Here is a 23665-nt window from a genome sequence, read left to right on the forward strand (position 1 = left end):
GCTTCTCACCCTTTTTGGTTCTCACCCTTTTTTCTCTGTTGATAATTTAATACTTTTTATTAGTTTTAACAGGGGGTGGAAATCCTTTCCAAACAATCCGATTCTCTCGGCTATTATTTCAATTAGGAAAAGGAGTATAGCAACTAAAACCATTGCTCCCCAGAGCTTTGCTTGAGAAAAGATTACAGCCACCATCCCAAAAAAGGTGGCCAAAGCATAAATTAGTAGCACCGTTTGCCGATGTGTATAACCCAATCGGAGTAAACAGTGATGCAAATGTGACTTGTCAGGCATAGAAATTGGCTGCTTATTAATAATCCTGCGAACAATAGCGAAAACAGTATCAGAAATAGGCACCCCTAGAATGATAATAGGTACAATAAAAGATACAAAGGTAACGTTCTTAAAGCCTAAAAGGGATAATACTGCAATCATATAGCCTAAAAACAAGGCACCTGTATCGCCCATGAAAATTTTTGCAGGATGGAAATTATAGTAAAGAAACCCAAGAGTGCTTACCAGGAGAATCGAACCAATCGCAACTACATAATGATTGCCCATGATTATTGCCATACCAGAAATCGATATTAATGCAATAGAAGATACTCCAGCAGCTAAACCATCCAGACCATCAATTAAATTTATCGCATTGGTAATCCCAATGATCCATAGGATGGTAAGAGGAATACTTAAATACCCGAATTCAAACAAGCCTCCTAGTGGCAAATTAATAAAAGTGATTTCTAAGCCTCCATATAGAACAACAACAAATGCTGCGATTACTTGTGCCAGAAGCTTTATTTTCGCCGATAGCTCAAATAAATCATCAAAAATCCCCGTTATAATAATAATGCCACTACCTATCATAATTGATGTTGAATATTGGTTTTCAGGTTGAAAAATTAAAACTCCTACCAAAAAGCTTATATATATAGCTAAGCCTCCAAGTCGCGGCATCAACGTTTGGTGTACCTTTCTTTTATTGGGACGATCTGTTGCACCAACTTTATAGGCTACTTTAATTACAATAGGAGTAATAAGAATAGAGATGAAAAAGCATACTATCAAGGTAAGAAATATCATAGAAACCTCCTCCATAGTATCTTGTCCATTAAATTCAAAAGAAAAACAGCATTATCACGTGTTTAAAGGTTTTTTATGAATTAACAAAAAGAGGCAATTCCCCAGGACTATCCCTGGAAAATCACCTCTTCTTTTCTCAAAATTACTTAATCCATGCTCCGTCTTTACCTACTTTGTACTTGCCTACTGTTGTGTTAGCTGCCATGCTGCCATTATCGTATAAGAAGTACCACTTGGTACCTACTTGTACCCAGCCGGTTTTCATTGCACCTTTTGAGTCGAGGAAGTACCACTTCTTACCTGTGAATACCCAGCCGGTTTTCATTGCACCGTCTGTGCCTAGGAAGTACCACTTCTTATCTGTGGATACCCAGCCAGTTTTCATTGCACCGTCTGTGCCTAGGAAGTACCACTTCTTATCTGTGGATACCCAGCCGGTTTTCATTGCACCGTCTGTGCCTAGGAAGTACCATGTTTTATTGCTGTTCAACCAGCCTGTTTTCATAACACCCGAGCCTTCAAAGAAGTACCATTTGTTAGATACCTTAAACCAGTCGGTCTTCATGTCGCCATTAACTGCATCTAAGTAGTACCACTTGTTACCTTCTAAGATCCAGCCTGTTTTCATCAAACCATCTTCATCAAATAGATACCATTTATTGTTGATGAATTCCCACTCATCGACAACAAGCTCACCAGTTTCAGGGTGAATGTAATACCAGTTATCGCCGTCTTGCTGCCAGCCTGGCTCTATTTCTTCAAGATAATTAATATTTACCATTCTGTACTCATATTCTCCAAAAATAGGGCCTTCGTAATTTTTTACGTAATTGATGAGACCATCTAAATCCGTTGGTCCTTGGACAGAATCTTTTCCTTTTAGAAGTGCTTGATAGCCATCGCCTCCGCCAGCCATGAAGTTATTCACAGTAATCGTGTATTCTCCAGCAGGGTCGATTTCATCACCATTCTCAAGGTAAATATCTAGAATTCTATTTCCTCTTTCAAGAGTGTCATCATATGTGTAGAACAATCCTGAAATTTGCAGCATTTTCGCACGAGTTGGGTCAGCCCATTGTTGGTTTAACAACTCTCTAATAATTTCACCAGTTACAGTCATTTTGATAAGGTCGTTACCAAATGGCTGAACATTGAATAGTTCACCCCAAGTAATTTCACCAGCGTTAAGGTCGTTACGGATACCACCTGGATTCATGAAACCCATGTCAGTGTCCATTTGCCAACGCATTGAGTCAGCAATCATATTACCTAGGATCTGTTCACCATGTTCATTTGCAATTCTTGTTAATTCAACTCCAGCTTCACCAATAACCTCATTAAGGATTGGTGCAATTGCTTCTTTGTAAGCTTTAAGTTCAGCTGCAATAGTAGCATCAGGAGTAATTTTAGAATGCAATGTGTCTACAATTTTAGCTTTTGACTTTTCAATTACAATATCTTTTGTAATTGGATCAATGACTAAATCAATATCTGAGAATGCAGTACCGTAAGACCAAGATTGTACGACTAACTTATTATCGATTGTTGCATTTAAATATTTGTGGTCATGGCCTCCGTATATCACGTCAACTTCGTCATCAACCTTGTTTGCAAAATCAACAACTTCTCCAGTTGCACCTGTTCCATCCGTCTTAGAGGAACCAGGGTTATGAGCAAGAACCACAATCGCTTCTACACCTTCTGCTTTTAATTCTGCAGTGTATTTGTTAATAGCAGTTACTTCGTCAGTAAAGACAACATCTTTTACTGCACTTGGAATAACGATGTTTGGAGTGATTGTTGTAACAACACCGATAATACCAATCTTAACCCCATCAACTTCTTTAATTACATAAGGGTCTAATACAAGATCTCCTGATTCTTTGTATTCAACGTTTGCAGCTACGTACGGGAAGTCCGCACCTTCAAATTCACCTGTTTTTTCATGTGCACCACCATTGATTAGTCGAAGCATTTCTTCTACACCTTCATCAAACTCGTGGTTACCGATTGTACCAGCATCAAAGCCAATATCGTTTAAGAAGCGAATTGTTGGCTCATCCTGTAGTAATGCAGACACTGGGGCACTTGCACCAACAGTATCACCAGCATGAAGCATTAATGTGTTAGACATATTCGTTTCTTCACTTTGTTTTAGGTAGGCAGCAAGGTATTCTATTCCGCCAGATTTGTCGACAGTAGCACCTGTGCTGTCTTTAATTGATCTATAAGTATCCAGCTGGCCATGTAGGTCGTTGATACCTAGTAATTGAACATGAATGTTTTGGTCTAGTTGATATGTTTGATAACCTTCTTTAGTTGTTGAAACACCAAGGTCCTTAACATTTGGAGTTACACCTAGGTAGTCTTTGGCAACAGGAGAAGAGTTAAATGCTAATGTTACATTGCCTTCAACAGGAGCAATTTTCCAGTTTTCGTCAGCAGTTGCATCCACAACACCTTGTGTTTTAATGTAATCCATTAAAAGCTCGCGGTTTTCATATGGCGAGTCAATGACTACTTCTGCCCCTTTGATTGGGAAGCCGCCACCACCACTAGCACGGTAGTTGTTTGTTGCTACGATAAATACTTGATCGTCTGCTATTGGTGTTCCGTCCATCATCGTGAAGTTAATAATACGATGGGAATCAGCATTTTCAATTGCACCCGTTTCCCAATTGTATCGTCTGTCTTTAGTGACATCGACTTGGTATTTAATACCGTCAATCACGTCAAAATTATACGGGCGGAAATTGTAATCCAGCAATTCTTGATTTCCCACTTTAGCAGGGTCGATTGTTTTGAATTGCGCAGCAGACATTTCTAACCATTCTCTTACTTGTGCACCGGTTAATTTAATAGCTTTTAAGGTGTTATTGAACAAGTACAAATCGTTTGCACTCTTAATCGAAAGGTCACCTTTTGTGATATTCGTGAAGTCACCTACGCCGCCACGGCCGCCTTTGAATGGTGCTGCAGCAGAAATGACTGGGAGGCCTTTAAGTTCAGGACTTTTCGTATTGATCCAGTTGTTCACATAATCAATTTGTGCGTTGTTAACTACTTGTACGGATGGATCATCCATTACACGTGAGAAGAAGCTATGCATTGGTGTAACGGTTTCGCCGATTTTCCCACGTACATAGTCAAGTGTGCCTTGGTGTTCAACTGCCACTGCCTCGACTATTTCAGCATTAACTGCCGTATCAGCTGTTACAGGGACATTAACTGACTTAGAGTTTGTTTTATCAACAGTCCATTTTCCTGTAGCATCTTGAACTAAAGCTAAATCAAGTACACCTAGGTTATTTCCCCAGAATCCAGCTTCAACTGCCTGAGTGCCATTGATTTTTCCATTAACATTATCAATTCCCTCGACACCATTAAAGGACTTGTCACCAGGGAAATTTAAATGAGCATGGCCAAAAAGCATGGCATCGATGCCTTCCACTTTGGTTAAATCATAAACAGCATTTTCTGCTTCTTCTTGTCCTTCAGCAGCAATGTCACAGCCTGAGTGCGCAATCGCAACGATTACTTCAGCGCCAGCAGCTTTCATTTCTGGAATAAATTTATTAGCTTGAGTAACAATATCCTTAGCAATAACCTTACCTGTTAGGTTATCCTTATCCCACTGCATAATTTGCGGTGGTGCAAAACCAATGACGCCAACCTTGACTTTCGCTGGTTTTCCTTGTGCATCAATAATATCTTTTTCAATAATTTTGTATGGATCAAAATAATTTACATCGTTGTCAGGGTTATCATCTTTATCATCAATATAGATGTTAGCGTTTACAATAGCGTGATCTGCTTCCTGTAAAACATCATCTAAATAATCCAATCCATAGTTAAACTCATGGTTACCCACAATACCTGCATCGTACTCCAAATAATTCATTGCTTTAAAGATTGGATGTGTAGCATCGGGAGCTAATTTGTGTTCACCTCTAGCTACATAATCTGCTAGTGGGTTTCCTTGAATTGTATCACCAGCATCAAATAGCATGCTGTTAGGCTGCCCAGCTCTTGCTTGTTGGATCAAGCTTGCGGTCTTTGCAAGGCCATAATTAATACCCTTGTCTGTGTCCTGGTAGTAATCATACGGCATTACATTTGAATGAAGATCAGTAGTTTCCAAGATACGAAGAGTTGCAGTATTTGCTGTTCCTTCGGCCTTGGCAGTACCTGGGAAAACATTTAATGGAACAACTGTAATCGCTAACGCAGCTGCTAGTGATCCATTAAGCATTCGTCTTTTCATACTTCTCTTAATCTTTCTCTTCAACACTTTTTCCGCCCTTCGACAAAAATTTTGTATTGCATAAATTATTTTACTAGTTAATCTACTAGAATCATAGTACCTTTTGTAAATTTTTTGTATTTTTATTGCGTTATTTTGGAAAAGTCGAATGGTGCTGAATTAAACTTTTAAAGCAGAAAAAAGCCTTTAAAACATGAATGTTTTAAAGGCTTTCTATAAATCTACTACTATCGGTTTTTGACATTAACCGGTCGGAGTCCTTTCATGAACTTCAACAGCGGTTGATAATCCTCACGAATGAGGCCTATTTTTTCAACAATTACTTCAATAGTTATTAAGAGAGCCAAGATAACAATTAACGATCCCCAAACAGTGGATTGTGAGAAAATGAACGCAGCCAGACCAAATACTGCAGCCATCGCATAGATCAACAATACTGCTTGCTTATGTGAAAATCCTGTTCTCATTAAGCAATGATGGAGATGAGATTTATCTGGTGCCGAGAGCGGCTGTTTATTAACCAGTCTGCGGATAATCGCAAAAAATGTATCAGAAATCGGTACACCTAATATAATGATTGGAATAACAAATGAAATAAATGCTACATTTTTAAACCCTAGCAGTGCTAAAACACCTATCATAAATCCTAAAAACAGTGCACCGGTATCACCCATAAAAATTTTCGCTGGATGAAAGTTGTAACCAAGAAAACCAATAGTTGAAACAGCTAGAATTAAAGCGATCACCAATACATAAGCATTCCCCATAACTGCCGCCATTCCAGCAATAGTCAGAAGGGCAATCGATGATACACCAGCTGCCAACCCATCTAATCCATCAATTAGATTAATAGCATTGGTAATCCCAATAATCCAAATCATTGTAATTGGGATACTAAAAATACCAAAATCTATTTTACCGCCAAATGGTAGATTAATAAATTGCACACTAATATCGCCCATAACGACAACAATTAAGGCCGCAATTATTTGTCCTCCAAGCTTAACCTTGGGGGATATTTCTTTTATATCGTCAACCATTCCTGTGAGAAGTATAACAATGCTTCCTAAGACAATTGGCAGATGATAAGAACTTTCAGGATTTATAATTAAAATACCAATAATAAAACTTATGAATATAGCAAGTCCGCCTAATCTCGGCATCACATTCTTGTGAACCTTCCGATGGTTTGGACTGTCTGTGGCTCCAATTTTAAATGCTAACTTTTTCACAACAGGTGTGAGGAGAATTGAGGCCAAGAAACAAACAATTAATGTAACGTAAAACATACAGCGCCTCCGAATTCATAATCCGTCCCTGTCTCTATTTCTACAAATATTCAGGGTGGATTGTGGTGTGTATTGTTTAGCCTATAATCCTAATGGATTATAACACAGAAACATACAGAATGAAATAGTTTTTAGTGATGGCATAGTTTGCATACAACGTAGAAACCCTCACGAAAGTAGATATCACTGATATTATAATGGGTATGTAACTCTGCTTCAATAAATAAGACGAATTCGAATGGGAAAGGTTTCAATTCCTTTTCAAAAAAATTCAATGAGTGCTAAAGGTAGGATTGTGAAAAATTTTCTAAACCATTTTAAAAAGCTCTTGCTTCCTTCCGCTTGCCATTGTAAAGAGCAATAACACGATCAGTCATGATGTTTTGATCATTTTCTTTTGCCTTTTCTAAGCCATTTTTAATAAGCTCATTTTTGATATTTTCGGAAGTTAATACCTGTTGAATCCCATTTTTCAACAATTCAGCGTTCCCCACTTCGACAAGTATTCCATTCCCCTGTCCGAGCAGGTATTTAAGTCCGCCTACATTCGTTCCCACGACTGGTGTTCCACAAGCCATCGCTTCTAATGCTACAAGTCCAAATCCTTCAATATGTGAGGGTAGGACAAACACCTCCGCCGCCGCCATCCATCGTGCTACTTCCGCTTGGCTTTTTGTACCAAGAAAATGGATACACTCAGTTAGGTCCTTATTTGCAATGAGTGTCTTCAGCTTTTGAAAGTATGACTGGTCCTTATCTGATCCAAGCACAAATAATTCAATATCTTGATTATCTCTTTTTAGCATTGCTAGGGCTTCCACAAACTCATTAAGTCCTTTTTGTTCAATGATATTTCCAACAAACAGGAGCGGGATTGTCCTTTTGGAAATTCCACACCCTTCACGTGCTTGGGCCTTATCAATGTTTTGGAACACCTCAAGATTAACTCCCATATTAATGAGAGAAAGTTTTTCACGAGGAACGCCAAATTCATTTTCGAGTGTCCCAAATAATTCTTGCCCGACAGCAATGACGTGGTCTGCATCTTTTAAAATACTTTTGGTGGCCGTATAAATACGGCCATTTTTCTTAACCATTTTATCGATATCGCCTCCATGGGCAGTAACAATAAACCGAGCACCAAACATTTTTTTATACCACTTTGCCAGATAGCCGCTTGGGAATACATAATGAGCATGAACCACGGAGGTTCTCTTTCCCTTGAAAACCAAATGAAACAGAAAAGTGATCATCCATTTTCCATACTTACGGATTAAGTTCAATTTGCCTTTATTGGGATTGTCAATGGCAATCACATCAACATCCAGTCCTTTGTTTTGAAGTGCCTCCACCTGATTTTTTACAAAAATCCCAAAGCTCTTATGTTCACTCGTCGGGTACATATTAGAAATGACTGTTACTTTGTTGTTTTTCATGATTTCTCCTATATAAATATATTGCTGATTCTACATTTTTCATAATTCATACTATACCATGAATTATGACGAAAAACATAAATTTAAAGTTACTCATTTGTTATTATTAACAATAGTTGACATTACTCATCAATTTAATGCAAATTATTTGTTTTTCAGTCAATATGTTATAATAATTTCGGTGTTTTTATTTCATTCAGGAGGTTCAAAATTTGTTATTTAATTCCTATGTATTTTTACTTATCTTTTTTCCAATTGTGTTTGCAGGATATTACCTGCTTTTGAAATTAAAAAACAAAAGTATCGCAAAAATATTCTTTGTTATAGCCAATCTATATTTTTATAGCTATTGGAATATAAAGTACTTACCCATCATTCTTAGTTCGATAGCAATAAACTTTACGATGGCATCCATCCTAAATAAATTGGAAAATCTGCGTCTAAAAAGAGCCTTTTTGACGATAGGGATAATCTTTAACATTGGATTACTTGGCTATTACAAATATTTTGATTTTTTTATAACCAATATTAATACTGTTTTTTCAGCGAATATATCGTTGCTAAATCTGGCATTGCCGTTAGCAATCAGCTTCTTTACCTTTCAGCAAATTGCTTATTTGGTTGATACATACCGCGAGGGAACAAAAGAGTATACTTTGTTGGATTATGCATTCTTTGTAACCTTCTTCCCTCACTTGATTGCGGGACCAATTGTTCACCATAGGGAAATTATTGACCAGCTGCACGATGGTTCTAATTACAAAATAAAAACGGACAATCTAGCATCAGGGTTATATATTTTCGCAATTGGACTTTTTAAAAAAGTTATTATCGCTGATACATTTGCTGAGTGGGCAAATCTTGGTTACAACAATATCGGTGCCTTAACCATGTTCGATAGTTGGATTACAACCTTGGCCTATACATTTCAATTATATTTTGATTTTAGCGGCTATTGTGATATGGCCATCGGCTTAGGTCTGTTATTCAATATTAAACTCCCAATTAACTTTAATTCGCCTTATAAGGCATTAGATATTCAAGATTTCTGGAGAAGATGGCATATGACCTTAGGCCGCTTCTTTACTCACTATCTTTATATCCCTTTAGGTGGAAGCAGAAAAGGGGACATACGGACCTATTTTAATACTTTTTTCATTTTCTTTGTTAGCGGGATTTGGCATGGCGCTGGGTGGACGTTTGTTATTTGGGGCATCATGCATGGAATTGCTAGTATGATTAATCGCTTCTGGAAGGGATTAAATTTCAAACTACCTAAGTTCATTGCCTGGCTCATTACTTTCTTATTTGTTCATATTGCCTGGGTATACTTCCGTTCACCCGATTTGCAGACGGCAAATATAATGCTGAAAAAAATGTTCAGCCTTCAAGGGTTTCATTTTCCAGCGGGTATGACAGCATTTTTTAATGAACGGCTGGGTACCCACTTCATACCGGGAACCTATTATTTTGATTTAAAATTAACTAGCATATTTATCGTTGCCCTTGCCATTGTGATCTTAGCAAGAAATTCGATTGAGCGCTTAAATTCATTCAAACCTAGTTATCGAGCAGCTGCCTTCATTAGCTTGATTACCGTTATCGCACTTTTGTACCTAAACAGAGTAAGCGAATTTTTATACTTTCAATTTTGAGGAGAAAACGTATGTCACATAAAAAGTTTCTTGGGGCATTTACCGTCATGGCCTCTGTATTAATCCTGTTTGTTTCGATTATTATTTATACCATTGATCCCTTGTTTTATTTCAGAAAGACAGAACTTTATCGACCACAATTTCTCGCGGCGGAACGGTATCAAATGCCCGGACTCCTAAAAACTTTGGAGTATGATACGTTATTTACCGCCACTTCGATGGGGCGGAATTTCCGCGAAAGCTATGCAAATGAAAAACTAGGCGGAAAAAACTTCAACGCCTCCTTGCCAGCATCTACCGCAAAAGAACAATCGATGGTGGCGGAAGCGGCATTAAATGATAAACCAAACTTGAAACGGGTCATTTGGGAACTGAATTATTATTCCTTTGCCGGAGATCCAGAATGGGTTACTGGCCCGCCGAGTGATTTCCCGACCTACATGTATGATCAATCAAGAATAAATGATATTAAATACTTATTTAATTCTTATTCAGTCGAAACTCTTTATAAAAACCTAATGGCCAATAAAAAGGGTGACGAAAGATGGAGAGAAGTTGAAAGTCTTTATAAATTTGGTCAAGTTGCCCCAGTTGAATCGATTGAGCATATTCAAACAAAATTAAATGAGGTTCAGCCTCTAAATCAACTGCCAACATTTGAGCAATCATCTGTACTAATGAAGTCATTTAAAGAAAATGTAATATCGCTTGTGGAGGCACATCCAAATACAACATTCACCCTGTTCTATGCACCATATCCGATTTATAACCATGTTACTTTTTATAAAAAGCATCCTGATTATATAACTGAGAGGATGAAGTTTAAAGAAGAAGTATATGAGCTATCACAAAAGTACCCGAATGTTGAGATTTATGATTTTCAGGATATGAAGGAAATTACCTTTAATATTGGAAATTATCAAGGTGACCTGGTCCATTATTATACCTTTATCAATAACTGGATTATTGATTATATTGCAACGAATAAACCAGTTCAATCAGACAAGGAATATGCGGCAAAACTCGAGGATTTCAAAGAGCAAATCGCAAACTTTGACATTAATCAACTTGAAAAAGAAAGTACAATCAAAGAGCACTACGCAAAAAAAGACTAAATTAAGGGCGAGAATCCCCAGGTAGGGGATTCTCGCCCTTTTATCATCTTTATTTTTGATTTTTGGCATGATAGCCATTGGGATTTTGTTTCTGCCACTTCCACGAATCCTGGCACATTTCTTCAATTCCTCGTTTGGCTACCCAACCGAGTAATGCTTGAGGGTTACTATTTGAAAAATTATCTACGACAATTATTTCATAGCCTGCATTTAGAAGTTCCACACATGCATGACTCCCAATATACCCTGCTCCACCTGTTACTAATATAGCAATTGCCACTAATAATTCTTTCCGTGCCATTCACCCTCCTTTACTCTCACAAATGTTATCATAATACTTTTATTATCACCCTGCCAAACACTTTCATTCGAGTATTTACTTGGTAGGGTCAGCTATAAATATGTGAATATTTTAACCAACTGAACAAATTATTAATACCCAAGATATTTTGAAAAATTAGTATTAGTTTATATTTTTTTATGAGCTGCACATTTCAACAAATATAAAAACACAGAGTCCTACATGACTCTGTGTTTTATATTATTATTTTGATTTAAAACAATGCCGAGAAGAATAAAGTAAAACATCATAAACGTATCGTTTTCTAAAATGTTATAAACGGTTCCGCCGACAATAAGTGCAACAAATAGATAGATGAGGAGTGGACTGGAAAATTCTTTACGATTTTTCCAGGTGATTTTTAATAAAATATATCCGATCAGCAAAATAGCAAGCATTCCGAGCACGCCTGTTTCCGCAAGGATTAAGATATACTGATTATCCGAGTAGAAATTAGTTTCAATCCCATAATTTTCGTAAATCGGCGAGGAATAGGCAAGGGTTGCTGCGCCTCCAAATGTTCCAAAACCAGTACCAATAATCGGATGATCTTTAAAGATTTCAATTGCCTTTTTCACATAATAGATACGTCCGCTCGTGTTGCTCTGTCCAATCGTTTCATCAGAAAAGGTATTTTTAAATCTTTTGCCGCCCTCAGATTCAGTCTCACTCTCTTCCCCTTGTTCTTCATAACTTGTATCCGATAAATAATGACCATAATATTGATCCGCAGCTTGGTTAACCCCATAAAACAGTCCAAAGGAAACCAATGAAACTAAGCCAATTGACACAAGGGGCTTCCATTTCCGGTTAAGGACAATGTAAACAAGCAGAAAAACAATGAGTGTTAGTAACGTCCCTCGCGAATACGTTAGCAGGAACGTTGTCCCAATTAATGATAACCCAGCATAGATGGCATATCGCATTTTCCCATGAACATATTTAAGTAATAAGAGCGAAATAATAAAAGCGATTAACAGGTACAGCGACAATTCATTCGGTCCTTTTAGCAATCCGTAAACACGGATTCTATTTGTCGGTGATAACCACCACTCCTGCCATTCTTGTGGCATCAACATCGTTTTATGCGAGATTTTTTCAATGATCCCCTGCAAGGAAAGAATTACCCCCAAGATAAAGGTCGTAATTGCCATTTTTCGAATCGTATCTAGCCGAATCTCCATTCGTTTTACTACATAGAAAACTAAATAGAATAGAAAGTATGCCCGTAATTGGAAGATAATTGATTTAATTGATACATCCGTTATTAATGCTGAAAGTACACCAATTATCCCAAAGGCAAAAAAGGCCCATTCAAAGGGGTGAAAAGTGAACAGTTTTTTATAATCTCTCCGGTAATCCCAGAAGGTCCTAATAAGAAGGAGTCCAATAATTGCATCCCCAAGAATTTTAAAACCTGGGTTCATCGTAATTAAAAATGGACGAAGCGGAATAAAAATAACGAGAAATATTAACCCGGTTTCTTTTTTATAAAACGAAATAAACGCGATTAATATTGAAATCAGCATGGCTACCATTGTATTTTCCAACATAGTGCCTGCTGCAACTGCTAGTATTCCTAAGGTTAAAAATGAAAGGTTTCCCTGAAGTAATTTCATAACATTGTACCCCTATATCTAAAGTTATTGCTTATACAAGCCTGACGTTTCCTCAATCATTTTCGCAAGAGTAAAGTGTTGATCAAAATATATTCTCCCATACTTCGATAGTTTCTGGACGAGCTCTTGGTCGGTCAAAAGGCTGTTAAGAACATTCGCAAGCTCCTCTACATCTCCATACTCAACAAGCAAGCCAGTTTCTCTGTTCTTAATAATCTCTGGGAGGCCACCAACATTCGTCGCCACCACTACTCTGCTATAGGAGAGTGCCTCCATGCCCACATAAGATAATGCTTCATTACTTGACGGTATGACCACTATGTCACTGCTTAAATATAGCTTTTCCTTATTTGAGGAAAAACCTTTAAAATGAACAAAGTTTTTAAGATTAAGCTCGTTTACTAAGGAAACTAACTCAGCCTGCTGTGGACCTTCTCCATATATATGGCATTCCCATTTATATCCTGGGTTTAATCCCCTTAAAACAGCTAAGCTTTTGAGGAGAAAGACTTGCCCCTTTTCCTCACGAAGCCGGCCTATGACTGAAATAACAGGAACTTCCCCTAAACTATTTAGTGGATACGAGACAGCAGGTCCGTTTACACCGTTATAGATCAACTTTAGCTTATTAGCGGAAACACCCTTTTTTTCTAATTGCTGATACATAAAACGTGAAACGGTTATAACCTTAGTATTGAACGCAGTCATAATTTTATTTATAATTCTAATTCCCTTTCCCATTGGAACATCCACATGGTAGGTCCAGAACACTTTACATTTTGCTCCCATTATTTTTGCTAAAATGGCTACGTAATTTTCACGTAAAAATTGGGCATGAACAACATCTACCTGTTCGGTTAGGACAATTTGTTTTATTTGCTTTGCCGCTTTAAGATCAAAAGGACCATTCATCTTCACCTGAAACATCTTGACCTTGGCATAGACAAAATCATCGAGACCGGGTCCCTCTTCCGAGTAAACAAATAAACAATTTTCTGGCCCAACAGACTGAATTAAATCTAAGACGTACTTTTCCGTGCCACCTTTACCAACATAGTTTAATAAATAAAGAATTTTTGACAATAGAAACCCCTCTTATAAATGCAATTATACATCCCTTATTTCCAAACCAACTTTATGGTATCGTTAATCACCTGTCTTATCAAGTATTTTCACTACCAACTTAGCATTAGCACTTCCTAATTACCCGAGGTTGAACTCCTTAAAATTCGAACATTTGGCCTGTTAAATTTGAGTCGTTATAAACAAAAAGCACGATGTCTATTTTATTATCTATAATATATTGTGAAACAGTTTTTTCACTATAATGTCTGATGTCCAATATTGATGTTTTATTGAAATGCTGAGCAATGAATGGTTGAATTGGATTGCCGTATGAATCCTTAAGAACTAAAAGATGTAGGTCATTACCTGTATTTTGGTATTCAAAGTTAATCTCAGGCAGATCCCATGTAAATAGATGTCCGTAAAATACCTTATCTCTTTCTAAACCTGTCGCATAGATATCGTTAATCGATGTTAAAGTTTCCCCAGTCATTTGTTTCGCTGTTACTTTTCCTTCCTTAGAATTGAAGACCGGGTTATAATAACAAATCTTTTCTTCTGAAGTATCAATAATGCTGTATAGACGGAGGTTAAGACTCCCTACGAAGGAAGATTCATTATTACATACTAATGTAAGGTTTTCTTTTTGTACTGGCTTTCCTTTAAATAGCTTCGATTTATCATTCATCTCTTGAATGATCTTTTGATAACCCGCAAAAGCTCCTTCAATGTTCCAATGATGGTCAGTTTTAAAATACATCGTTTTTAATTGTGACTGGGAATAGCTTTCTTTAAAACTTTGATAGAGATCGATACCTTGGATGGTATTTGGCAAATGATTCATAAAATAGTTCCGATTCTCGACACCGATTTGTTCGTTGATGTATGTTGGATAGATATCTTCAAGCATATTCATCTTATATGGAGCTGCTGCAAAAAAGACTTCGACCCCAGACGCTTGAATTGGGTCTGCTAACGCTTTTAAGTTTGCTAAAGAATAATCTATTTCCTTATCCATCTTCGTCGTAGAAGGGGTATATAAAAGCCAATTATCGTTTGTAACGACAATATTATTAATGATTGTCTTGTTTAGGAATAGTTGTTCCTTTGTGTACGCCAAAATGAGCTTATCTCGACCATATAATTGGTCTGAGAAGTAGGTTTCAAAATCCCTGAAAAATTGTCCTGATAGAATTGACTGTTTTGTAATGTCAGGGCGCTGGGCAAGGGATCTATTTTCAACAGTTGAAGTTTCACGATCAGGTTCTAGAAAGGTAAAAATCCCAACACTAAAAATGATTAATAAACAGGCCAGTACAAACAAAAAATGAATGATTTTTTTCATAAGAATCCTTCCTTTATACCTAGAATCGGAAGTAAATAAATGGATTAAAGGTTGAGTTTACCATATGGACAATATTAATGATCAATAAGAATAAGAAAATTCCGGAGATCATTAGTTGTTTTGAATGGTGTAATACCGCTCCAGTAATGAGCTTATTTATCTTTTTATTTAGATAGGGAATTACTGGTGTACTGACAATCATCGCAAGAACCAGAACAGCCCCATAGTCGTATAAATAATAAATAGCAAGCTTATCATAAAGTGGTTGGTGGTTTGCACCAAACATGGTCCTGATAAAGTCAAAAGAATAGGAAAAATTATCGGCCCTAAAGAACACCCAGCCAATTAAAAAAATAAGGATGACATATGTATGTCTAATTGGGCTCCATAGTTTTTCTAAAATCTTACCTAGCCAAGCTCTTTCAATCGCAATAATAACTCCGTAATAGAGGCCCCAAGCAATAAAAGTCCAACTTGCACCGTGCCATAGCCCTGTTAGTCCCCAGACAATAAATAGGTTTCGATAGCTTTTGAATTTTGAAACTCTACTCCCCCCCAATGGGATGTAAACATAATCCCGAAACCAAGAACTCAAGGAGATATGCCATCTCCGCCAAAATTCACCGATTGATTTTGAAATGTATGGATAGTTAAAGTTCCTGGAAAAATCAAAACCAAACATTTTCCCCAAACCAATCGCCATATCAGAATAACCAGAGAAATCGAAGTAAATTTGCAAAGAATAGGCGATAATTCCTATCCAGGCAAGTAAAACACTCATCTCTGAGGCTGGTTTGTTAAAAATAGCGTCAGCAACAAAGCCGACTTGATTAGCAATTAATACTTTTTTTGATAAACCGATAATAAAAATCCTAAGACCTTCTGAGAATTTCTCCAGATTGACAAAACGCTTCCTAATTTGAGCTGCAATCTCATTGTATCGAATAATTGGTCCTGCAATTAATTGCGGAAAGAGAGCTACATATAAGGCTAAATGAAAAGGGTTTTTTTGAACTTCATCTGGTTGTCGATAAACATCAATGACATAAGACATTGATTGGAAAGTGAAGAAGGAAATTCCAATTGGTAATACGACTGGATCAATTTGAATGTTCATTGAAAATAATTCATTAATGTTTTCGACCAAGAAATTTATATACTTATAGTAGCCTAAGACGAGAAGATTACTTATGATGGCTACCGTTAGTGTAATCTTTTTTAAATTTTTATGATTACGGAACGTATGAACAAGATACCCACTTATATAATTTAGAATGATTGAAAAAATCATAATTACAACATATTTAGGCTCGCCCCATGCATAAAAAACCAAACTAAAGCCTAATAGCAGGTAGTTTTGCAATTCCTTGCGAACTAAAAAATAAGATCCCAGAACGAGCGGTAGGAAGATGAATAAAAAAACCAAATTGCTGAAAACCAAGTTGCTTCCCCTTTCAAAGCAAAATTAAAAGCATGGTTATATCTAAAACAGAGTAAATCGTTACTGAAAAACTAGGGATAAACAAGGTGAGCATTTGTTTTAAATGTCGGGTAAAATCTGTTTTCATTAGTAGGAGCGTTAACTGAACATGTTGACTAATGCGGTAAAATGGTGCTAGATTGCCAATAATGACAGCTGTCCCCATGAGGACTGTATATAAAATAAGCCATTTTCATCTTTTACAAATATCAACACACTACCAAAGCCCAACAGCTTTAGCAACCGTACAAAGGACTTGAGTCCTTCTATTTCCTTTTCAAAAACTTCCCCTTCACCTTTGAAGTAAACAAAGTGACGATTTCATCCCTTGTCAGTAGTAAAATGATCAAATACACGCTGACGCAGGCAACGATGATTAACACAAATAGTAAAATTGTTCCACTGAAAATAGAGCGAATCGCCAGTGATACAGGAATGAATGAGAGTGAATAGACAAGATACTTTAGATTCGTCCAGGATAGTAGACGGATTGGAATCTTAAGAACCCTCTTAATGTAAGTGTACTCACAAGTTATTAGCACCAAATTCGCTATAGCAGTAGTTAAAATTGCGGTTCCCGCGTTTAGCACACCAAAATAAATGCATAGGGAATTTAATGCTAAATTGGCAAATCCACCAATAAAAATAAATCGTACCAGGATAGCTTCTTTTTGCTTTATATAGATAACCTGATTGGAAAGGATTGATTCGAACCCGAGGGTAATCATGTAGAGGGCAAAAATCGCCAACACCGATCCAGCATTTATAAATTCCGCTCCCCCATAAATCCTTACACCGAGATCAGAAATCACATAAAGTCCAATAGCAGCAGGGAATAAGATGGACAAATAGATTTTAGTTATTTTACCCAGCAAGTCAAGATACTGCTCCTCATTATCACCGCTGCCCACTAAAAACGACAATCTAGGAATCGTCACTTGAATAATACTAAGCATAATCGCATTAATCATAGTCGAGATTTGCTGAGCCATTGTATAATAGGCTACTGATGTCTCACTTACAAATTCCCCAAGCATGAAGCGGTCGAGCTGCGTGTAAAGAATATTTCCGTTGGAAAAAATAACAACAAGAAACATAGGCTTTAAATGGGTCCGCAACCGAATGTCACTAAAGTCGAATTTCACTCTTCTTTTTACATATATGAAGCTAATAATGTTATTTAACACAGTTGTCAGCACTAACAAACCAACAAAAATGAGATAATCATCTGAGCTTTTAACAAACAAGAGTAATAAAGCCACATAAATCATTTTTATTATCATTGTTTTTAGTGTAATAAACCCATATTCCTCAAAGGCCTCATTTACCCACTCGACATAAAAAAGGTTAAAGAAGATATTAATCGAGTAAATCAGTAAAATTGGAAAAAGAGCATTATCTCCATAACCGAAATAGGCAACAGCCAGATATATTATAAGGGTAACTATGTTAGTCAGAAGGCTAAATATAAATAAGTTAGTAAAAAGTTGGGATGCCTTTTTGATATCACTTTTTATTCTACTGACCTCACGCAATCCGTATTGATAAACGCCAAAGGCCGCAAAAATAAAAAAGTAATTAAAAATCGTTTCGCCATACTTTATGCTTCCGATCGCATGAGAACCTAATGTCCGATAAACGTACGCCCCAATAATCACAGGCACGATCAGATTAAAGAAATTTAAAGCAATTTTATAAAAAGCATTTTTAAATAACGATTTTTGCATGAACAACCCTCAAATCAAAAAGTAAGGGACAGTCCACTGGGACAGCCCTTTTATATATATTCCTTAACTATTACATCCTTATCAACCACTTCAAGGTTGGTTGGGGATTCACCAGATGACCAACCTTCATCTATTTGCATGTAAGTTGTCCCGTAGTTATCAATTAAATACTCATCATAATTAACTGGGATTTTATATGTTTCCCCTTTAAATCCATAGTCCATTAACCCTGTAAAATGGGCTGTCACTTTAGAGGTAAGATAACCTTTGGCAATTTGGTACTTTGGACGATTTTCAAACTCCATTTTTGTACCAATTTCACCGAAGTAACACCAGACAATGTTTTCGCTTTGTTTCCAATAATAAAATACATCAATATGTAAGCCATTATAATGAAATGCTTGCTCAAAAATCTTTCCATCCATTTCATATTGTTTATACAGCTTTACACCCTTTTTCTCTAAGATGTTAACCAATTTGTCCTTCTTTTCGTCATCAAAATCAAAGCAGCCAATGTCCAGGTCCTTATCATGCGCAATAAAGTCCTTTTCCCGAACAGCCCCAAGTAAGGTACCATAATCAAGCCAGAATTCCTCGCCAATTTCGGCAAAGCCTTCCTTCATAAGTTTTAGGATGGTTGAACCGTGGAGATGGACACTATTCTTCTGTTTATCGTATTGGACTTTGTCATATTTTCTTTTCATTTTAATTAATACAGGATTACTTTTAGCAACACGGTAAAATTTGCTTGCCCGTAATTGTTTAATTAGATTGTCAACAATCATTGCTTCTTTCTCCCTTCTCTCCATGAATGAAAAGCCTCTCCTCATATATGCTGAGAAAAGGCAATATGGTTATTTCTTTATCGTTTTTAACAGGAATTTCGGTAAAATAAGCTGCCGTTTCAAACGCCATGGTTCCTTAACAAGGCGATAGAACCATTCGAGTCCCAGTGATTGGAAAAGCTGTGGCGCTCGTTTAAGATTCCCTGAAATAACATCATATGAACCGCCAACCCCTTGAAAAACAAAGGGTGTCACTTTATCCATATGATTGACAATCCAATATTCTTGAGCTGGACTGCCTAAGGCGACAAACATTACCTCTGGTTGATGCTGATTAATTGTATCTATGATGACTTTTTCATCTTTCTCATAGCCATGTAAGGTACCAACAATTTGAATCCCAGTGAATTGCTTTTCAAGTTCCCGCTTTGCCGCATCGGCCACTCCTGGCTTTCCACCGTATAGAAAAATCCTTTTCCCTTGTTCAGCCGCAGTTTGACAGATTTTCAGCATCATATCTATTCCTGTTACACGACTCTTCACCTGGCCGCCCTTTAGCTTAGATGCCAAAATAACTCCAATACCATCCGGAATTTGATAATCAGCACGGTTCAGAAGCTTTGTTAATTCCTTATCTTCCTGTGCTTTCATAATTTTTTCTGGATTAATTGCCACAATAAATGACTTCTTTTTATTTTCAATATCCTTCATTAATAACGAGGCTAGTTGGTCATAATCATAATTACAAACATCAACCCCGAGAAAGTTTTCTTTCATATCATACCACCTGTTATTCAGTTAGGATTCTCACATTAAACGAGCTGCGACTTTACTAGCGTTAACTTGCTCATAAATTGCTCATTAGCTATGCTTAGAATCTCCTAATACCCTCACATCAAATCCTGCTTTCACCCAAGCCTCACGTGGAAGACAATTCTTTGCATCAAAAACAATTTTTGACCGGACAAGATTAGCCGTTAGCTTTGGATCAAGAATTTTTAATTCTTCATGTTCAGTCAATACCAACACGATATCAGCATGTTTTAATGCTTCCTCCAGCTTTAATGCTTGCTGTGGAATCTTCTGTTCGTGTATATGTGGATCAAAAGCGGTCAATTCGAGATTCAATTCATTTAATTGACGAATCACTTCAAGCGAAGGACTTTCACGCATATCATCAATGTTTGCCTTGAACGATAAACCTAACACAGCAACTTTCGGGTTAAGTATCTGATACTCATCGCAAATTGCTTTTACTTTATTGGCAACATAATGTGGCATCGAGTCATTCGTTTTTCGAGCAAGGTGGATTATATTTGCATTTCCTTTATCAAGTTCAACAAGGAACCATGGGTCAACCGCAATACAATGTCCACCCACTCCTGGCCCAGGAAGGTGAATGTTTACACGCGGATGATGATTTGCAAGTTTAATTGCATCCCAAACATTAACCCCGATCGTTTCACTAACACGAGCCAGTTCATTAGCAAAGGCAATGTTTACATCACGGTAGGTATTTTCGATTACTTTTACCATTTCAGCTGTGGTCGCATCCGTTAAGAAAATTTCTCCTTTTACAAATGCCCGGTATAGCTCTGCTGTTTTCTCAGAAGACTCTTCGTTAATCCCACCGACAATTCGACTATTGTTGACTAACTCTTCAAAAACACGTCCTGGAATAACTCTTTCTGGTGAATGCGACACCAATAAATCAGTTCCAATATCCAGTCCGCTTTCTTTTAATATTGGGAGCATGACATCCTCTACAGTACGAGGAGGTACAGTTGATTCGAGAATGACAAGGTTACCTTTTTCCAAATAAGGAACAATCGTCCTTGTAGCAGCTTCAACATACTTCATATCTGCCGTTTTATCAGAATTGATAGGTGAAGGCACTGCAATAATAAAAACATCTGCTTTTTCTGGTGTTGTTGAAGCAGTTAGATTGCCACTGTCAATTGCCGCAATCAGCCTTTCCTCCAATCCATTTTCTTCGATATGAAGCTGTTTATTTTGGATTTTTTCAACGGCCGTAGCATTAACGTCTACACCATGAACCTGAATCCCATTATTTGCAAACATAACAGATGTTGGGAGACCGATATAGCCAAGACCAACGACACAAATTTTATTCATTATGTGACTTCCTTTCCAAACCTAATCATTAAATGTTGATAATTTTATAATTCACTTTTGCGAGATAGTCTACTCGCAATATCTATGATATTAATTATTTTTACAACTTATTGTAACAAAAAATATATTGAAAGGAAACTAATAGCCGCAAAGGATGTCGAATTATACATCTTTTGTTTATTTTTTCACATAACTGTAAGAATTACTAATGAATATACCAAAAGGATATCAACGTTTTAGCATATGCTAATTAAGATGGTAAGTGATTAACTCATATAGAGAAAATGCTCTTTTTTCAGTGATGGTTGTATCCCAAAACACAAGAGGTTGACCAATGTGGAATTTGGCCAACCTCTTTCATTAGAGTATGAAAGGCTATGTTAATACACCATAACTCGAAAAGTAATACCATACGTGATTAATTTTTGCCCAATCGGTCTGCATGCTCCCATCATTCATAAGGTAATACCATTTCCCTTTTTCTAACAACCAGCCAGTTTTCATTCCTCCACTAGATTCCAAGTAATACCATGTATTACCTACTAAAACCCAGCCAGTTTTCATTATTCCGTTATTACCTAGATAATACCATCTACCATTTGATAGGATCCAGCCAGTCTGCATCGCTCCACTACTATTAAAGAAATACCATTTATCGTTGTCAAACTTTTCCCAGCCAGTTTTCATTCCATCTGACTTTAGGAAGTACCATTTCCCTCCATCGAGAAACCAACCAAGCTTAAGACTGCTATCACTGTTCAGGTAATACCACTTATTAGAATCATAGATCCAACCTGTCTTTATTGCACCATTAAGTCCAAAATAGTACGATTTACCATCGATATCCTTCCATCCTATCTGCATATAGCCACTTTTATTCAGATAATATGACTGTGAGCCCTCGGAATACCAGCCAGTGTGCATTTTCCCATCATTAAGGAATAAGAACCAATGTCCATCAATATACTTCCAGCCAGTGACACTTTTTCCACCATCATAAAATCGCCACTCTCCGTCCACCATCATCCATCCAACAGCGGTTGAAGTTTTGAAGGCTATCGGCAAGGAATTAAGTGATTCATTATTCCATGCATCTACTGCAAATAGTTTAAAATTGTATTCGGTATCAGGAGTTAAATTAGGAATTTTCCCGTCAACTTGTTTTAGTTCGCCATTTTCCCAGAATTTTGTAGGGATTGTCTGGACCACTTTACCATCATGTTTAATTACATATTTATCAACAAGCGTATTATCCCTTGCAGCATCCCATGAAAGAGTAACGAGGTTGCCTTTTTCATTTTCCTTGATTTCCACCATTGACCCCTGCATAAAATATGGTTTTGATATATCCTTGTAAGTTTTTTCATAAGGTGTTTTTACTTGAAATGTTTGAATCCATGTATTGTTGGTAAATTCCCTTGCTTTAATCTCTACCCGATCAGGATACACATTTACAAGTAACCCCTGTGAGAGCTGATTATATCCTAGGTCAGAATAGCTATAAGCAACAGAACCAGTGTTTACCATTGTAAAACCATCCTGATAAATGGCTCTTGGATGGTTTAATAAATAATGGGAATGTCCCGAAAACAGGATAACCTGCGGATATTGGTTCAATATATCCTTTAGCCGAGTATCTGTAAATCCAGCACCCCATTTTTCACTACCATACACTGTTTGATCAATGGGTTGATGCAAAAAGACAAAGATTGGTTTCGCTGGGTCAGCATTTTCCGCCAATCTTTTTTCAAGCCAGGTATATTGCTTTTCTGAAATTTCAGCGTGGTCTTTGATATCTGGAGTTAAATACCCCTCAGTCCCCATAGCAATAAAGTGGTAGCCTTCTACCCATTTATCATAATAAACTTGCGACTCTATTCCTGGCATACCTGTTTTATTCAAAAATCTATTTCGATAAAGTTCTTCATCCAATCCTTGAGGTGCGAACTGCCCTTCCATATATTCATGGTTTCCAATTGTGATTACTTTATCAGCACTAGGGTTTATATATGAGTTTACTATCATATTAAAAACATCATATTCCTTTTCAGCACCAAAGTTTGTTAAATCCCCCAACATCACAATTGCTTGATAGTTCGGAGCCATTCTTTGATAGTCTGTTAGCGCCCTAATAAACTTTTCCTTCTCTGATTCACCACCTATGTGAACATCGCTAAACACTGGAAACTGAAGAATAGGTTCATCTATTTGATTTACCGTTTCTGCATGCGTTGATTGGAAAGGCCCTATACAAATAAAGATACCCAAGAGTAGTAAAATGGCAAGTAATCTATTTTTCAGGAGTAACATTTCCTTTCTTCCCTCG

General features: G+C 37.0%; 15 protein-coding genes and 1 pseudogene. 2 read left to right on the forward strand and 14 right to left on the reverse strand.

All coding sequences use genetic code 11. The annotated features are described in order from the left end of the window. Positions 1-21: 21 nt before the first annotated feature. The 4 genes from NSS81_RS08220 to NSS81_RS08235 all read right to left on the reverse strand — a co-directional run bounded on the left by NSS81_RS08220 (position 22) and on the right by NSS81_RS08235 (position 8072). Entirely contained in the window at positions 22-1083 is a 1062-nt protein-coding gene (locus tag NSS81_RS08220) for an MraY family glycosyltransferase (RefSeq protein ID WP_342433016.1), read from the reverse strand. A gap of 142 nt (positions 1084-1225) precedes the next feature. Continuing rightward, a complete protein-coding gene (locus NSS81_RS08225) occupies positions 1226-5347 on the reverse strand; it encodes a bifunctional 2',3'-cyclic-nucleotide 2'-phosphodiesterase/3'-nucleotidase (RefSeq protein ID WP_342433017.1) in 4122 nt (1373 codons plus the stop codon). A gap of 227 nt (positions 5348-5574) precedes the next feature. Beyond that, on the reverse strand, positions 5575-6636 hold the full coding sequence (locus tag NSS81_RS08230) for an MraY family glycosyltransferase (protein WP_342433018.1): 1062 nt from the start codon (positions 6634-6636) through the stop codon (positions 5575-5577). A gap of 317 nt (positions 6637-6953) precedes the next feature. Then, positions 6954-8072, reverse strand: coding sequence for a glycosyltransferase (locus NSS81_RS08235; RefSeq protein WP_342433019.1), 1119 nt, complete (start codon positions 8070-8072; stop codon positions 6954-6956). Positions 8073-8266: 194 nt separating this feature from the next. Here NSS81_RS08235 and NSS81_RS08240 point away from each other — a divergent pair, with 194 nt between their 5' ends. Both NSS81_RS08240 and NSS81_RS08245 read left to right on the forward strand, forming a co-directional pair. Further along, positions 8267-9727, forward strand: coding sequence for an MBOAT family O-acyltransferase (locus NSS81_RS08240; RefSeq protein WP_342433973.1), 1461 nt, complete (start codon positions 8267-8269; stop codon positions 9725-9727). An 11-nt stretch (positions 9728-9738) separates the two neighbouring features. Next, entirely contained in the window at positions 9739-10842 is a 1104-nt protein-coding gene (locus NSS81_RS08245) for a hypothetical protein (protein ID WP_342433020.1), read from the forward strand. 151 nt (positions 10843-10993) lie between these two features. Here NSS81_RS08245 and NSS81_RS08250 read toward each other — a convergent pair. From NSS81_RS08250 to NSS81_RS08295, 10 genes and pseudogenes are all read right to left on the reverse strand, one after another. Beyond that, positions 10994-11116 (reverse strand): annotated as a pseudogene (locus NSS81_RS08250) (NAD-dependent epimerase/dehydratase family protein); the annotation flags it as partial. A 245-nt stretch (positions 11117-11361) separates the two neighbouring features. Then, positions 11362-12801, reverse strand: coding sequence for an O-antigen ligase family protein (locus NSS81_RS08255; protein ID WP_342433021.1), 1440 nt, complete (start codon positions 12799-12801; stop codon positions 11362-11364). Positions 12802-12825: 24 nt separating this feature from the next. Next, on the reverse strand, positions 12826-13884 hold the full coding sequence (locus NSS81_RS08260; protein WP_342433022.1) for a glycosyltransferase family 4 protein: 1059 nt from the start codon (positions 13882-13884) through the stop codon (positions 12826-12828). Between the two features lie 139 nt (positions 13885-14023). Continuing rightward, positions 14024-15211: a hypothetical protein gene (locus NSS81_RS08265; RefSeq protein WP_342433023.1), complete on the reverse strand. Its 1188-nt coding sequence runs from the start codon at positions 15209-15211 to the stop codon at positions 14024-14026. 19 nt (positions 15212-15230) lie between these two features. Beyond that, the gene (locus NSS81_RS08270) at positions 15231-16652 is read right to left on the reverse strand and encodes an MBOAT family O-acyltransferase (protein WP_342433024.1); all 1422 of its coding nucleotides are present in this window, start codon (positions 16650-16652) and stop codon (positions 15231-15233) included. Positions 16653-16957: 305 nt separating this feature from the next. Next, on the reverse strand, positions 16958-18418 hold the full coding sequence (locus NSS81_RS08275) for an oligosaccharide flippase family protein (RefSeq protein WP_342433025.1): 1461 nt from the start codon (positions 18416-18418) through the stop codon (positions 16958-16960). A 50-nt stretch (positions 18419-18468) separates the two neighbouring features. Further along, positions 18469-19227 (reverse strand): LicD family protein, encoded by a 759-nt coding sequence (locus NSS81_RS08280; protein ID WP_342433026.1) that lies wholly within the window; start codon positions 19225-19227, stop codon positions 18469-18471. Between the two features lie 45 nt (positions 19228-19272). After that, positions 19273-19980 carry a WecB/TagA/CpsF family glycosyltransferase gene (locus NSS81_RS08285; RefSeq protein ID WP_342433027.1) on the reverse strand — a complete coding sequence of 236 codons (708 nt, stop codon included), beginning with the start codon at positions 19978-19980 and terminating at the stop codon, positions 19273-19275. Between the two features lie 84 nt (positions 19981-20064). Continuing rightward, a complete protein-coding gene (locus tag NSS81_RS08290) occupies positions 20065-21342 on the reverse strand; it encodes a nucleotide sugar dehydrogenase (RefSeq protein ID WP_342433974.1) in 1278 nt (425 codons plus the stop codon). 372 nt (positions 21343-21714) lie between these two features. Next, positions 21715-23649, reverse strand: a complete 1935-nt coding sequence (locus NSS81_RS08295) for a metallophosphoesterase (protein WP_342433028.1) — start codon at positions 23647-23649, stop codon at positions 21715-21717. Positions 23650-23665 lie beyond the last annotated feature (16 nt).

The organism is Neobacillus sp. FSL H8-0543 (genome assembly GCF_038592905.1).
Taxonomy (GTDB): domain Bacteria; phylum Bacillota; class Bacilli; order Bacillales; family Cytobacillaceae; genus Neobacillus.